The following is a 14,968-nucleotide window of genomic DNA, read 5'->3' on the forward strand; positions in this document are numbered from 1 at the left end:
CATTTTTTTTTTGGTTGTGGGGGTTTTTTTTTTTTTTATCCCCGCGGGGGGGGGGGCGGCCCCGCCCCCCCCCCCCCCCGCCCGTCGGACGCACAGCGGACGGTCTACCGCAGGAAGGGGTCCACCGCGACGGCCACGAAGAGCAGCGACACATAGGTGATGGACCAGTGGAACAGGCGCATCTCCTTGAGCTTGCCGCCGGTCACCTCGGACTTGGCCCGGTTGAGGAGCGCGTGCGCCTCCCACAGCCACCAGCCTCCCGCGGCCAGCGCGACCGCGGTGTAGAACCAGCCGGTGTAGCCGAGCGGGGTGAGCAGCAACGACACCACGACCATGACCCAGCTGTAGGCCACGATCTGCTTGGCGACCACCTTGTTGGAGGCGATCACCGGGAGCATCGGCACGCCCGCGCGCGCGTAGTCGTCCTTCACCTTCATGGACAGCGGCCAGTAGTGCGGCGGCGTCCAGAAGAAGATGACGAGGAAGAGGACGAGCGGCGCCCAGGACAGCGAGTCGGTGACCGCGGACCAGCCGATCAGCACCGGCATGCAGCCGGCGATGCCGCCCCACACGATGTTCTGCGACGTACGCCGTTTGAGGATCATCGTGTAGACGACGACGTAGAAGAGGAGCGCGCCGAGGGAGAGCCAGGCGGACAGCCAGTTGACGGTGAGGCCGAACAGGAGGGTCGAGACGACCGCCAGGGTGATGCCGAAGGCCAGGCACTCGCGCGGGCCGACCATGCCCGTGACCAGGGGGCGCTGCGAGGTGCGGTCCATCAGCGCGTCGATGTCGCGGTCGATGTACATGTTGAGCGCGTTGGCGCCGCCCGCCGACAGGTAGCCGCCCAGGCAGGTCAGCAGCACCAGCTGCAGATCGGGCACACCCTGCTGCGCCAGGAACATCACCGGAACGGTGGTGATGAGCAGCAGCTCGATGATCCGCGGCTTGGTCAACGCCACGAACGCCTTGACACGGGCCCCGATCGGCCGGTGACTCGGGCTCTGGCTCGTCCCGATAACCCCCGCAGGACGGGATTCAACGGCCGTCACTCGCACCCCTGACAGAGACATCCCAGCAAGCCCTCCCGGATGAAGCGGCGGTAAAGGCTCGCGCGTACCACGCCACCTTAGACGTTGCCCAGACCCGGACATTCGCGGGGGTCCGGTCGTGTTGGACGGGGTCGCTCACGACACGGATCCCGGCTCGATTGAGCAACCGGATGAGCGGCTCCGTATTCATCTGCCGAATGCGCATACTTCCCAGTCAGGAGGCGGATCGCCGGGATCCTGGGCAGTCTGGAAGGACTCGGGGGAAGCACGTCCCACGGGGGTAGGCTCGACTTCGCCGGTCTGTACTCGTCCGGCATCCGAAAGCATGTGGAGAGGAGCCCTGACCCAGGGTGAGCACCAAGCCGACCACCACAGACCTCGAGTGGACCGAACTGGACCAGCGGGCCGTGGACACCGCCCGCGTCCTGGCCGCCGATGCCGTACAGAAGGTCGGCAACGGCCATCCCGGTACGGCGATGAGCCTGGCGCCCGCCGCGTACACCCTCTTCCAGAAGGTGATGCGGCACGACCCCTCGGACGCCGACTGGGTCGGGCGGGACCGTTTCGTCCTGTCCGCCGGCCATTCGTCCCTGACCCTCTACACCCAGCTGTACCTGGCCGGTTTCGGTCTGGAGCTGGACGACCTCAAGGCGTTCCGCACCTGGGGTTCGAAGACGCCGGGTCACCCCGAGTACGGGCACACCACCGGCGTGGAGACGACGACCGGGCCGCTGGGCCAGGGGGTCGCCAACGCGGTCGGCATGGCGATGGCCGCCCGCTACGAGCGCGGTCTGTTCGACCCCGAGGCCGCCGCCGGCACGTCCCCGTTCGACCACTTCGTGTACTGCGTCGCCGGTGACGGCTGTCTGCAGGAGGGCATCTCCGCCGAGGCGTCCTCGATGGCCGGCCACCAGAATCTCGGCAACCTGATCCTGCTGTGGGACGACAACCACATCTCGATCGAGGGCGACACCGAGACGGCCGTCTCCGAGGACACCGTCAAGCGGTACGAGGCCTACGGCTGGCACGTGCAGCGGGTCGCCCCGAAGCCGGACGGCGACCTGGACCCGAGCGCGCTCTACGACGCGATCGAGGAGGCGAAGAAGGTCACCGACCGGCCGTCGTTCATCGCGATGCGTTCGATCATCGCCTGGCCGGCGCCCAACGCGCAGAACACCGAGGCCGCACACGGCTCGGCGCTCGGCGACGACGAGGTGGCCGCCACCAAGCGGGTGCTGGGCTTCGACCCGGAGCAGACCTTCGAGGTGACCGACGAGGTCATCGGCCACACCCGTGGGGCGCTGGAGCGCGGCAAGCGGGCGCGGGCCGAGTGGGAGAAGTCGTTCCAGGAGTGGCGGAGCAACAACGCGGAGCGCGCGGCCGAGTTCGACCGGGTCGCGGCCGGCGAGCTGCCCAAGGGCTGGGAGGAGAAGCTTCCGGTCTTCGAGCCGGGCAAGGCGGTCGCCACGCGCGCCGCGTCCGGCAAGGTGCTCCAGGCGCTCGGCGCGGTCGTCCCCGAGCTGTGGGGCGGCTCGGCCGACCTCGCGGGCTCCAACAACACGACGATCGACAAGACGTCGTCGTTCCTCCCGGCGGGCAACCCGCTGCCCGAGGCGAACCCGTACGGCCGCACGATCCACTTCGGCATCCGCGAGCACTCCATGGCCGCGGAGATGAACGGCATCGCGCTGCACGGCAACACCCGCGTCTACGGCGGCACCTTCCTGGTGTTCTCCGACTACATGCGCAACGCGGTACGGCTGTCCGCCCTGATGCACCTGCCGGTGACGTACGTGTGGACGCACGACTCCATCGGGCTGGGCGAGGACGGCCCGACCCACCAGCCCGTCGAGCACCTGGCCTCGCTGCGCGCCATCCCCGGCCTGAACGTCGTCCGCCCCGCGGACGCCAACGAGACCGCGATCGCCTGGCGGGAGATCCTCAAGCGCTGGACGAAGGAGTTCGGCAAGGGCGCCCCGCACGGTCTGGCCCTCACCCGCCAGGGCGTGCCGACCTACGGGCCGAACGAGGACGCCGCACGCGGTGGCTACGTGCTGTTCGAGGCCGAAGGCGGCGCTCCGCAGGTCGTTCTGATCGCCACCGGTTCCGAGGTGCACGTCGCCGTCGGGGCGCGCGAGCAGTTGCAGGCCGCCGGCGTGCCGACGCGCGTGGTGTCCATGCCGTCGGTGGAGTGGTTCGAGGAGCAGGACCAGGGGTACCGGGACAGCGTGCTGCCGCCGGCCGTGAAGGCCCGCGTCGCCGTCGAGGCGGGCATCGGCCTCACCTGGCACAAGTACGTGGGGGACGCCGGACGCATCGTGTCGCTGGAGCACTTCGGCGCGTCCGCCGACGGCAAGGTGCTGTTCGAGGAGTACGGCTTCACCCCTGAGAACGTGGCTGCCGTCGCCCGGGAATCACTGGCCACGACTCAGCGCTGACGCTCACATACGACACGAAACGTAGGAGATGGAATTTCCATGACAGACGCACTCAAGCGCCTTTCCGACGAAGGCGTCGCGATCTGGCTGGACGACCTGTCGCGCAAGCGGATCACGTCCGGCAACCTCGCCGAGCTGATCGACCAGCAGCACGTCGTGGGCGTCACCACCAACCCGTCGATCTTCCAGAAGGCGATCTCCGAGGGCGACGGCTACGAGCAGCAGCTCGCCGACCTCGCCGCCCGCAGGGTCACGGTCGAAGAGGCCATCCGGATGATCACGACGGCGGACGTCCGCGACGCCGCCGACATCCTGCGCCCGGTCTTCGACGCCACCGACGGCCAGGACGGCCGGGTCTCCATCGAGGTCGACCCGCGTCTCGCGCACAACACGCGCTCCACCGTGGCCGAGGCCAAGCAGCTGGCCTGGCTGGTGGACCGGCCCAACACCCTGATCAAGATCCCGGCGACCGAGGCCGGCATCCCGGCGATCGCCGAGACCATCGGTCTGGGCATCAGCGTCAACGTCACGCTGATCTTCTCCCTGGAGCGCTACCGCAAGGTCATGGACGCGTTCCTGACCGGTCTGGAGAAGGCCAAGGAGCGCGGCCTGGACCTGTCGAAGATCCACTCGGTGGCGTCGTTCTTCGTGTCCCGGGTGGACACCGAGATCGACAAGCGCATCGACGCGCTCGGTACCGACGCCGCCAAGGCGTTGCGCGGCAAGGCCGCCGTCGCCAACGCGCGCCTGGCCTACCAGGCGTACGAGGAGGTCTTCGCCACCGACCGCTGGAACGCGCTGGAACGCGCCGGCGCCAACAAGCAGCGTCCGCTGTGGGCCTCCACCGGGGTGAAGGACAAGGCGTACAAGTCCACGATGTACGTCGACGACCTGGTGGCGCCGAACACGGTGAACACCATGCCGGAGGCCACGCTGGAGGCCACCGAGGAGTCGGGCGAGATCACCGGCAACACCATCGCCGGCACCTACGCGCAGGCCCGCGCCGACCTCGACGCCGTGGAGAAGCTCGGCATCGCGTACGACGACGTCGTACGGCTGCTGGAGGAAGAGGGCGTCCAGAAGTTCGAGGCGTCCTGGACCGACCTGCTGAAGTCGACCGAGGCGGAGCTCGCGCGCCTCGCCCCTTCGGAGGGCTGAGATCTTGTCGAGCAGCAATCCGCTGCGTGACCCGGCAGACCGGCGGCTCCCGCGTATCGCGGGGCCGTCGGGCCTGGTCATCTTCGGGGTCACGGGCGACCTGTCGCGCAAGAAGCTGATGCCGGCGGTGTACGACCTCGCCAACCGGGGTCTGCTGCCGCCGGGCTTCTCGCTGGTCGGTTTCGCCCGCCGCGAGTGGGCCCACGAGGACTTCACGCAGGAGGTCCACGACGCGGTCAAGGAGCACGCCCGCACCCCCTTCCGCGAGGAGGTCTGGCAGCAGCTCGTCCAGGGCATGCGGTTCGTCCAGGGCACCTTCGACGACGACGAGTCCTTCGAGCGGCTGCGCGGCACGATCGAGGAGCTGGACAAGGCGCAGGGTACGGGCGGGAACTTCGCGTTCTATCTGTCGGTGCCGCCGCGTTCCTTCCCGGTGGTCATCCAGCAGCTGAAGAAGCACGGGCTGGCCGACCAGTCGAGCGGTTCCTGGCGGCGCGCGGTGATCGAGAAGCCGTTCGGCCACGACCTGAGGTCGGCCGAGGAGCTCAACGCGATCGTGCACGAGGTGTTCGCCCCGGACCAGGTCTTCCGGATCGACCACTACCTGGGCAAGGAGACCGTCCAGAACATCCTGGCCCTGCGCTTCGCGAACACGATGTTCGAGCCGGTCTGGAACCGGTCCTTCGTCGACCACGTGCAGATCACCATGGCCGAGGACATCGGCATCGGCGGCCGGGCCGGCTACTACGACGGCATCGGCGCCGCCCGCGACGTCATCCAGAACCACCTGCTCCAGCTCATGGCACTGACCGCCATGGAGGAGCCGGCGTCCTTCGACGCGGACGCGCTGGCCGCGGAGAAGACCAAGGTGCTCGGCGCCGTGCGGCTGCCGAAGGACCTGGGCCGGGACACCGTGCGCGGGCAGTACGCGGCGGGCTGGCAGGGCGGCGCGAAGGCGGTCGGGTACCTGGAGGAGGAGGGCATCGACGCCTCCTCGAACACCGACACGTACGCCGCGATCAAGCTGGGCGTGGACAACCGCCGCTGGGCGGGCGTCCCCTTCTACCTGCGCACCGGCAAGCGGCTGGGCCGCCGGGTCACCGAGATCGCGGTCGTGTTCCAGCGGGCTCCGCACTCGCCGTTCGACACGACGGCCACCGAGGAGCTCGGGTCGAACGCCATCGTGATCCGCGTCCAGCCGGACGAGGGTGTCACGGTGCGGTTCGGCTCGAAGGTTCCCGGTACGTCGATGGAGATCCGCGACGTGTCGATGGACTTCGCCTACGGCGAGTCGTTCACGGAGTCCAGCCCGGAGGCGTACGAGCGGCTCATCCTCGACGTGCTGCTCGGCGACTCCAACCTCTTCCCGCGCACCGAGGAGGTCGAGCTGTCCTGGAAGATCCTCGACCCGATCGAGGAGTACTGGGACAACCACGGCAGGCCGGCCCAGTATCCGGCCGGTACCTGGGGGCCCGTCGAGGCGGACCACATGCTCGAGCGAGACGGACGGAGCTGGCGCCGGCCATGAAGACAGCCCTCACGGACACCACGGCCAGCAAGATCAACAAATCGCTGGTGAAGGCCCGCCGGGCCATCGGCACCCCGGCGGTCGGCATGGTGCTCACCCTGGTCATCGTGACCGACGAGGAGAACGCCTACGACGCGCTGAAGTCCGCCGGGGACGCCTCGCGCGAGCATCCCTCGCGCACCCTGGTCGTCATCAAGCGCGTCTCCCGCCCGCACCGCGGCCGTACGCAGTCCCGGCTGGACGCCGAGGTGCTGGTCGGCGCCGACGCGGGCACCGGCGAGACAGTGGTGCTGCGGCTGTACGGCGAGGTCGCCGACCACGCCCAGTCGGTGGTGCTGCCACTGCTGCTGCCGGACGCCCCGGTGGTGGTCTGGTGGCCGGTCGACGCGCCGCTGGACCCGGCCGGCGATCCGCTGGGCGCGCTGGGCCAGCGCCGGGTGACCGACACCTACGCCTGCGAGCAGCCGGTGCGGGAGCTCGCCGCCCGCGCCGACTCCTACACCCCGGGCGACACCGACCTGTCCTGGACGCGGATCACGCCCTGGCGTTCGATGCTGGCGGCGGCCCTGGACCAGGTGACCTGCGAGGTGCAGGGCGTCGAGGTGGAGGGCGAGGAGTCCAACCCGAGCTGTGAGCTGCTGGCGATGTGGCTCGCGGACCGGCTGGGCGTCCCCGTGAAGCGTTCGCTGTCCGCCGGTCCCGGGCTCACGGCGGTCCGTCTGACGACCGACTGCGGCCCGATCGTGCTGGACCGGGCCGACGGTTCGCTGGCGACACTGTCGATCCAGGGCCAGCCGGGGCGTGCGGTGGCGCTCAAGCGCCGGGCCACGTCGGAGCTGATCGCGGAGGAGCTGCGCCGGCTGGACCCGGACGACACGTACGCGTCGGCGTTGCGGTACGGGGTCGAGCGGCTGCGGAACCCGGCGCACCGGTCGGCGGGTGAGTCGCCGGCCAAAGGAGAAGAGGCAAAAGGAGCAGGAACAAAGGGGGCGGGGAGCCCCGCTCCCGGCGAAGCGGCTGCGGAAGGTTCCCGGGCCGCCGCGGCGACGGCGCAGGCACCGGTGAAGGGGGCGGCGGCGACATGAGCACGGCACCGCAGCTCGTCGTGCACCGCGACAAGGAGCTGATGGCACAGGCCGCGGCGGCCCGGCTGATCACCCGGGTCGTGGACGCGCAGGCCTCGCGGGGCTCGGCGTCCGTGGTCCTGACCGGCGGCCGCAACGGCAACGGCCTGCTGGCCGCGCTCGCGGCGGCGCCGGCCCGGGAGGCGGTCGACTGGGGCCGGATCGACCTGTGGTGGGGCGACGAGCGGTTCCTGCCGGACGGCGACCCGGAGCGCAATGTCACCCAGGCGCGCGAGGCGCTGCTCGACGCGGTGCCGCTGGACCCGGAGCGCGTGCACGCCGTGCCCGCGTCCGACGGACCGTACGGCACCGACGTGGACGCTGCGGCGGCCGCGTACGCGGAGGAGCTGGCCCGTGCCGCGGGACCGACGAACCACGGCGGGGTGCCGGAGTTCGACGTGCTGATGCTGGGTGTCGGCCCGGACACCCACGTGGCGTCCCTCTTCCCGGAGCTGCCCGCGGTCCGGGAGACGGAGCGCACGGTGGTCGGCGTCCACGGCGCGCCCAAGCCGCCGCCGACCAGGGTGACGCTCACCCTGCCGGCGATCCGTACGGCCCGCGAGGTGTGGCTGCTGGCGGCCGGCGAGGACAAGGCGGAGGCCGCGGCGATCGCCCTGTCGGGCGCGGGCGAGATCCAGGCCCCGGCGGCGGGCGCGTACGGCCGGGCCCGCACCCTGTGGCTCCTGGACGCGGCGGCGGCCTCGCAGCTGCCGCGGGCGCTGTATCCACCGGCGTCGGCCTGATCGGCCCGTCTGGTGGTGCCCCCTGCTCGAGCGAAGCCGGGAGCTTGGGGGAGGGAAGGGGCGGCGGGGGCGAAAAACCCTCACCGCCCCTCCCCGTCCCTCACTTCACCGACCCCGCCATCACCCCCTGCACGAAGTGCCGCTGGAAGGCGAAGAACACGACCACCGGCACCACCAGGGACAGAAACGCCCCCGGTGCGAGCACATCGATGTTGCTGCCGAACTGGCGGATCTGCGACTGGAGTTCCACTGTCAGTGGCTGCGCGGAGCTGTCGGCGAAGAGCAGGGCGACCAGCATGTCGTTCCAGACCCAGAGGAACTGGAAGACGGCGAGGCTGGCGATCGCCGGGCGGCCGACGGGCAGGACGAGCCGGGTGAAGATACGCCACTCGCTGCCACCGTCCATCCGGGCGGCCTCCAGCATCTCCTTGGGCATCTCGGCGAAGTAGTTCCGCAGCAGGAACACCGCGAACGGCAGCCCGTACGCCACGTGGAACAGCACGACTCCGGGAATGGTCCCGAACAGCCCCAGCTGGCCGAAGAGTTTGGCGACCGGCAGCAGCCCGATCTGCACGGGCACGACCAGCAGCGCCACCACGAGGAGGAAGACCGCCTCGCGGCCGGGGAAGTCCAGCCAGGCGAAGGCGTATCCGGCGAGCGCCGCGACGACCACGACCAGGACCGTGGTCGGCACCGAGATCAGCACGGTGTTCCAGAACGCCTGGGTCATGCCCGAGTTCTTCAGCAGGGCCGCGTAGTTGTCGAAGGACAGCTGCCCGGGGCTGGTGAACACGGTCCACCAGCCGCCCTTGGCCGTGTCCTCGGCGGAGCGCATCGAGGACAGGAACAGGCCGGCCAGCGGGGTCATCCACACCAGGCCGATCACGACCAGGAACGCCTGCACCACGGCGTTGCCCAGGCCGCGCCGGATCGCGTTCATCGCTGACTCCTTCTGAAGCGGTGGACGTTGAAGACCATGGCGGGTACGACCAGCAGCAGGAGCAGTACACCGAGGGCGCTGCCCAGTCCCTGGTTGTTGCCGCCGCCGAACGACACCAGCCACATCTGGGTGGCGAGCACGGTCGCGTCCTCCTGCACGGGTCCGGGCGCGATGATGTAGACGAGGTCGAAGACCTTCATCACGTTGATCACCAGGGTCACGAAGACGACGGTGAGGACGGGTGCGAGCAGCGGGACGGTGATCCGGCGGAAGATCTGCCATTCGTTCGCGCCGTCCATCCGCGCCGCCTCCAGCGCGTCCCGCGGCAGGGTGGAGAGGCCCGCGCCGATCATCACCATGGCGAAGCCGGTCCAGATCCACAGGTAGGCCCCGATGATCGCCGGGGTGACCAGGGTGGGGCCGAGCCAGGAGATGCCGTCGTAGGGGGGCGCGAAGTTGGCGGCGGGCAGCTCGATGGCGTACGGGCCGCTGTCCAGGCCGGTGAAGGAGAACGAGCCGTCGGCGGCGGTCGTCGTGCTCGCGACGGTGCGTCCGTCACGGACCGCCTCGACCTTCATCCCGGGCAGTCCGCTCTCCTCCCGGTCGACGACCCCCGGTTCCCCGCCGCCGCCGGGGGTGAAGTCGAGGTAGACCACGCCGCGGACCTCGTCGGCGCCGGCCTCCTGGCCGGTGGCCGCCCCGAGCGCGGGGGCGGCACCGTCGGGGAGGTCCTTGGGGGCGACGCCGACCAGGCCGAGGGCCGTGACGGTGCCCGGTGAGACGTCCGCGCCGGTCGCGTACGCGCCGTCGGTCTGCTGCGTCAGGCCCGCCCCGGCACCCCCTCCCCCGCTTCCGTCCCCGCCGCCGGTGTCCTCGCGGGCGCGGGCGGCCGGGTAGGAGGAGCTGCCCTTGAAGGCGTCGTGGAGGGAGACGGCGGCGGCGTTCAGCACGCCCTTGTCGGGGTCGTCGTCGTAGGCGAGCCGGAAGATGATGCCGGCCGCCAGGAAGGACACCGCCATCGGCATGAACAGCAGCAGTTTGAAGGCGGTGGCCCAGCGGACCTTCTCCACCAGCACGGCGAGGATCAGTCCGAGGCCGGTGAGCAGGGTGGGGGCGATCACGACCCAGATCGCGGTGTTGCGGACGGCCTTGAGGGTGACCGGGTCGCGGAACATCTCGGTGTAGTTCTCGGCGCCCACGAACCGGGTGCCGGAGGCGTCGAAGAGGCTGCGGCCGACGGAGAACAGCACCGGGTACACGACCAGCGCGCCCAGCAGGAGCAGCGCGGGCAGCACGAACAGCGCGGCCACGACGCGCCCCCGCCGGCGCAGGCGCCGGCGGCGGGCGTCGTCGGGGTGCGGGGGTGCCGGAGGGCTCGCCTCTTTCACCAGGGTGGCGGTCATGGCCGTCAGTTCCCGTACGCCTTGGCCGCCGCCTTCTCCAGCTCGGCCGCGGTCTTCTTCGGGTCGGACGGGTCGCGCAGGAAGTCCTGGAGGATCTTCCACTCGCCGGTGCCCTTGGTGCCGCCGAAGGCCGCCGGGGCCTGGTCCGACATGTCGAAGCGGACCGAGTCGCCGGCCTCGACGAGGGACTCGGCGGTGGCGCGGGTGACGTCGTCGCCGTAGGAGGCGAGGTCGAGCTTCGTGTTCGGGGAGAGGAAGCCGCCGGCCTCGGCCCACACGGCGGCTGCCTCGGGGGTGGCCAGGTACTCGAGCAGTGCCATGCCCGCCTCGGCGTTCTTGCCGTCCTTGAGCACCACGGCCGCGTCGCCGCCGCTGACCACCGGTGCCTCGCCGTCGCCGACCGGCGGGAACGGGAAGAAGTCCGCGTCGGTGCCGATGGTCCTGCCGAACTGGTCCTTGGCGACGCCGGCCACGAAGTCGCCCTCGTAGACCATGGCGGCGTCCGGCTCGGGACCGAAGACCTTCTCCACCGAGCCGGGGAAGTCGGTGTTCAGCGCTTCCTTCCGACCTCCGGCGAGAAGCTGCTCGTCCTTGAAGAGGTCGCCGAGCGTGGTGAGCGCCTCGACCACCGTCGGGTCGGTCCACTTGATCTCGTGCGCGGCGAGGGCGTCGTACTTCTCGGGGCCGGCCTGGGAGAGGTAGACGTTCTCGAACCAGTCGGTCAGCGTCCAGCCGTCCTGCCCGGCGACCGAGAAGGCGGCGAGGCCGGAGTCGGAGATCGTCCGCCCGTCCTTCAGCAGGGCGTCGTAGGTCTTCGGCGGGGTGACCCCGGCCTGTTCGAGGGCCTCGGGGCTGTACCAGACGGTCGACTTGTGGGCGGCCTTGAAGTAGAGGCCGTACAGGGTTCCGTCGACGCTGCCGTAGTTCCGCCAGACTTCGGCGAAGTTGGCCTCGACGGTGCCCTGGACCTTCTTGTCCAGCGGCTTGAGCCAGCCCTGCTCGGCGAACTGCTTCAGGACACCGACCTGCGGGACCATCACGACGTCGGGGGCGTTGCCGCCCTCGATCTTGCTGCCGACGACGGTGGAGACGTTGTCGCCGGTGGACACGAATTGGGTCGTGGCGCCGGTCTTCTCGGTGAAGGCGTCCAGCACCTTCTGGAAGTTCTTCTGCTCGCTGCCGGACCAGACGCCGGCGACCGAGACGGTCTGGCCGCCGAGCGCCTTGTCGCCGCCGCCGGCCGCGACGGGCTCGCCCGAGCCGCAGGCGGTGGCGCCGAGGGCGAGCACGAGGGCGGTGCAGCCGGTGAGCAGGGTGGTACGTCGTCGCATCATCGTTGATGTCCCTTCGGGATACGTTCCGGGTATGTGAAGCGGGTGGGGTTCGGGATAGGTGGAGCGGGCCGGTTCAGGAGCCGTCGATCCACCAGGCGGCCGTGGAGCCGGGCAGGACCCCGGGCGGGCACGGGCCGCTGGCGAGCAGCGGGGTGCCGAGGACCGGGGCGGGTACGGGGGCGGTGCCGAAGTTGACGGCGCACACCAGGTCGTCGGCGCGGACGAACGCCAGGACGTCCGGCCCGGTCTCCATCCAGCGCAGCGTGCCCTCGCCCAACTGGGGCAGTGCGGCACGCAGTTGCAGACCGTCGCGGTACAGGTGCCAGGAGGAGCGGGTGTCGGCGAGGGCCCGGTCGGTGGCGTGTTCGGCGAACCAGTCGGGCTGCGGCAGCCAGGGGGCGGCCCCTTCGGCGCCGGAGGTGAAGCCGAACGGGGAGGCCTGCCCCGACCAGGGCAGCGGCACCCGGCACCCGTCGCGGATCCGGGCGCGGCTGCCGGTGCGGCGGAAGATCGGGTCGGTGAGCACGTCGTCGGGGAGGTCGACGACCTCGGGCAGGCCCAGTTCCTCCCCCTGGTAGATGTACGCGGCGCCGGGCAGCGCCAGCATCAGCAGCGCGGCGGCGCGGGCGCGGGCGGTGCCGAGGCCGCTGCCCTGGGGGGCGGGTTCGCCGTAGCGGGTGACGGTGCGGACCTGGTCGTGGTTGTTGAGGACCCAGGTGACGGTCGAGCCGGTGCCGGCGATGTCCTGCATGGCCTCGGAGATGACCTTGCGGAAGGCGTCGGCGTCCCAGGGTGCGCCGAGCAGGTCGAAGAAGAAGGCCTGGTGCAGTTCGTCGGGGCGCACGTACATGGCGTGTTCGCGGGCGCTCGGGACGGAGACCTCGCCGACCAGGAGCCGCTCGCGGCCGTCGCGCCGCGTGTACTCCTCGCACACCGCGCGCCAGTGCCGCCACACCTCGTGCACCTCGGGCTGGTTCCAGGCCAGCGGGTTGACCGAGTCGCGGGTGCGGGCGTCGGCCTCCGGGTCCGGGGAATCGGGCAGGTCCGGATGTTTGAAGAGTCCGGCGGCGACATCGATGCGGAAGCCGTCGGCGCCGCGGTCCAGCCAGAACCGCAGGGTGTGGTCGAAGTCGGCGGCGACCTCGGAGTTGCGCCAGTTCCAGTCCGGCTGTTCGGGCGTGAACATGTGCAGGTACCACTGGCCGGGCCGGCCGTCCGGCTCGGTGACGCGGGTCCAGGCGGGCCCGCCGAACATGGCATGCCAGTTGTTGGGCGGTTCGGCGCCGTCCGGTCCACGGCCGTCGGCGAAGTGGAAACGGGCGCGCTGCGGGCTGCCGGGCGGCGTGGCGAGCGCCTCACGGAACCAGGGGTGCTCGCTGGAGCAGTGGTTGGGGACGATGTCCAGCAGCACCTTGACGTCGAGCCGCCGGGCGGCCCCCACCAGCAGGTCGAACTCCGCGAGGTCGCCGAAGACCGGGTCGACGTCACGGTGGTCGGCGACGTCGTAGCCGTGGTCGTGCTGCGGCGAGGGGTAGACGGGGCTCAGCCAGATCCCGTCCACGCCCAGCTTCTTCAGGTACGGCAGGCCCGTCCTGACCCCGGCGAGGTCGCCGATGCCGTCGCCGGTGCTGTCCAGGAAGCTGCGGACGTACACCTGGTAGATCACTGCGTCGCGCCACCAGTGGTGGGTGTCGATGCGCTTGGGACTCACCCCGTCGACCTGTCTGTGCGTGCGGAGACCCGGGGTTCCGGGCCGACGGCGCCATCGCCGTTATGCATGCATGTTAGGTAGGCGTGTCGCAAAGGTGTCAATGAACCGGCGCAAGCTACCGGGCAGTCACTGTAAGGAAATCGCTTCTTAAGAGGATGTAACGGACACGGTTGAGACATCCGCGTTACCCAACAGGTAACTAGAGATGGATGTCCGGGTGGGAGGCCCGGGGCCGGCGCGTCTAGCGCGCGGAGACGGCGGCGAGTTCGCGTGCCAGCCGTCGCACCGCGGACTCGGGCGTCTGCCGCCCGGTCATCGCGTCGCGCACCACCGCCTGCACGACCAGGCTCACCTGGTCGTAGCGCGGGCTCTTGGGGCGCGGGGCGGCGGCGAGCACGCTCTCGCGCAGCGTCGGCAGGTACGGGAACCGCCGGACCAGTTCCGGGTCGTCGTACAGCGCCGCCCGTACGGGCGGCAGCGCGCCGCGGGTGAGCACCTGACGCTGGACGGGCTCGCTGGTGAGGTACGTGATGAGCCGCGCGGCGGAGTCGGGGTGCCGCGCGTGGGCGGCGACGGCGAGGTTGGAGCCGCCGAGGACACTGGTCCCCGGTCCGTCCGGCCCCGGCAGGGGTACGGCGCCGACCTTGCCGGCGACCGCGGAGCCCTCGGCGGACGCGGCGACGTAGGCGTAGGGCCAGTTGCGCAGGAAGAGCAGCCTGCCGTCCTGGAAGGCCTGCTTGGACTCCTCCTCCTTGTAGGTCAGCGCCTCCTGGGGGATCCAGCCGTCGCGGACCCCGCGGGCGAGGAACCCGATGCCCTCGCGGGCCGCCCGGGAGTCGACGGTGACGCGCTCGCCCTCGTCGCCCAGGATGGTGCCGCCCGCCGAGTAGACGGCCTCGGCCGCGTTGACCGTCAGGCCCTCGTAGGGCAGGAACTGGCCGGCGTAGCCGCCGAGTCCGTGCGCCGGGGCGAGGGTCTTCGCGGCCCGCTCCAGGTCCTCCCAGGTTCGCGGCGGTGCCACGCCCTCGGCGTCGAGCACGTCCGCGCGGTACAGGAGCAGCCCGGCGTTGGTCACGTACGGGACGGCGTACAGCCGGCCGTCGTAGGTCGCGGTGTCCACCACACCCGGCAGGAAGGTGTCCAGTGGGAAGCGGTCGCGCGGCAGCGGGCGGATCCAGCCTCCGGCGGCGAACTCCGAGGTCCAGCTGACGTCGATGTTGAGCACGTCGAAGCGGCCGCGTCCGGCGTCGCGCAGGTCGGTGATCATCTGCGCGCGCGTCTCGTCGGCCGAGTCGGGCAGCTCGACGAGGGTGACCTCCTCGCCGGGATGGGTGCGGTTCCAGCCGTCGAGCAGCGGGCCGAGATAGCCGGTGAGGTCCCCCGCGGTGGCCAGGGTGAGCGGGCCGCGCCCGCCGCCGGGAGCGACCTGGCCGGTCCGCGCCCCGGAGGCCACCCCCACGGCCAGGAGCACGGCCAGGACGAGAAGGCCCCTACCCGCGGCATGGATCCACCGCATAGGTTCCTCCCTGTGCACCCG

11 protein-coding genes are annotated in these 14,968 nt (G+C 70.8%); 5 read left to right on the forward strand and 6 right to left on the reverse strand.

Features of this window, described 5'->3' with window-relative positions:
• Positions 1 to 104: 104 nt before the first annotated feature.
• Entirely contained in the window at positions 105 to 1,073 is a 969-nt protein-coding gene (locus ACFWVE_RS16595) for a heme o synthase (RefSeq protein WP_384014070.1), read from the reverse strand.
• 329 nt (positions 1,074 to 1,402) lie between these two features.
• Between ACFWVE_RS16595 and tkt the strand changes: the two genes are divergently transcribed.
• Genes tkt through pgl form a run of 5 tightly spaced genes read left to right on the forward strand, consistent with a single transcriptional unit; the run spans position 1,403 to position 8,043 of the window.
• On the forward strand, positions 1,403 to 3,490 hold the full coding sequence (tkt, locus tag ACFWVE_RS16600; RefSeq protein ID WP_384014073.1) for a transketolase: 2,088 nt from the start codon (positions 1,403 to 1,405) through the stop codon (positions 3,488 to 3,490).
• Positions 3,491 to 3,529: 39 nt separating this feature from the next.
• Positions 3,530 to 4,648 carry a transaldolase gene (tal, locus tag ACFWVE_RS16605; RefSeq protein WP_384014077.1) on the forward strand — a complete coding sequence of 373 codons (1,119 nt, stop codon included), beginning with the start codon at positions 3,530 to 3,532 and terminating at the stop codon, positions 4,646 to 4,648.
• A 4-nt stretch (positions 4,649 to 4,652) separates the two neighbouring features.
• Complete coding sequence (zwf, locus tag ACFWVE_RS16610; protein ID WP_384014080.1) at positions 4,653 to 6,176, forward strand: glucose-6-phosphate dehydrogenase; 1,524 nt, start codon at positions 4,653 to 4,655, stop codon at positions 6,174 to 6,176.
• The gene (opcA, locus tag ACFWVE_RS16615; protein WP_384014083.1) at positions 6,173 to 7,261 is read left to right on the forward strand and encodes a glucose-6-phosphate dehydrogenase assembly protein OpcA; all 1,089 of its coding nucleotides are present in this window, start codon (positions 6,173 to 6,175) and stop codon (positions 7,259 to 7,261) included. Before zwf ends, opcA begins: the two co-directional genes overlap by 4 nt.
• Positions 7,258 to 8,043, forward strand: coding sequence for a 6-phosphogluconolactonase (pgl, locus tag ACFWVE_RS16620; protein ID WP_384014086.1), 786 nt, complete (start codon positions 7,258 to 7,260; stop codon positions 8,041 to 8,043). Before opcA ends, pgl begins: the two co-directional genes overlap by 4 nt.
• Before the next feature lie 100 nt (positions 8,044 to 8,143).
• On the opposite strand, the gene ACFWVE_RS16625 is transcribed toward pgl, so the two are convergent.
• The 5 genes from ACFWVE_RS16625 to ACFWVE_RS16645 all read right to left on the reverse strand — a co-directional run bounded on the left by ACFWVE_RS16625 (position 8,144) and on the right by ACFWVE_RS16645 (position 14,947).
• Positions 8,144 to 8,983: a carbohydrate ABC transporter permease gene (locus tag ACFWVE_RS16625; RefSeq protein ID WP_384014089.1), complete on the reverse strand. Its 840-nt coding sequence runs from the start codon at positions 8,981 to 8,983 to the stop codon at positions 8,144 to 8,146.
• Entirely contained in the window at positions 8,980 to 10,386 is a 1,407-nt protein-coding gene (locus tag ACFWVE_RS16630) for an ABC transporter permease subunit (RefSeq protein ID WP_384014092.1), read from the reverse strand. Before ACFWVE_RS16630 ends, ACFWVE_RS16625 begins: the two co-directional genes overlap by 4 nt.
• Positions 10,387 to 10,391: 5 nt before the next feature.
• Positions 10,392 to 11,720, reverse strand: a complete 1,329-nt coding sequence (locus ACFWVE_RS16635) for an ABC transporter substrate-binding protein (RefSeq protein ID WP_384014095.1) — start codon at positions 11,718 to 11,720, stop codon at positions 10,392 to 10,394.
• A 73-nt stretch (positions 11,721 to 11,793) separates the two neighbouring features.
• Positions 11,794 to 13,416 (reverse strand): glycoside hydrolase family 13 protein, encoded by a 1,623-nt coding sequence (locus ACFWVE_RS16640; protein ID WP_384014232.1) that lies wholly within the window; start codon positions 13,414 to 13,416, stop codon positions 11,794 to 11,796.
• A gap of 256 nt (positions 13,417 to 13,672) precedes the next feature.
• Positions 13,673 to 14,947: an ABC transporter substrate-binding protein gene (locus ACFWVE_RS16645; RefSeq protein ID WP_384014098.1), complete on the reverse strand. Its 1,275-nt coding sequence runs from the start codon at positions 14,945 to 14,947 to the stop codon at positions 13,673 to 13,675.
• Positions 14,948 to 14,968: the final 21 nt, after the last annotated feature.

This window comes from Streptomyces sp. NPDC058632 (assembly GCF_042717095.1).
In the GTDB taxonomy this organism is placed as follows: Bacteria; Actinomycetota; Actinomycetes; order Streptomycetales; family Streptomycetaceae; genus Streptomyces.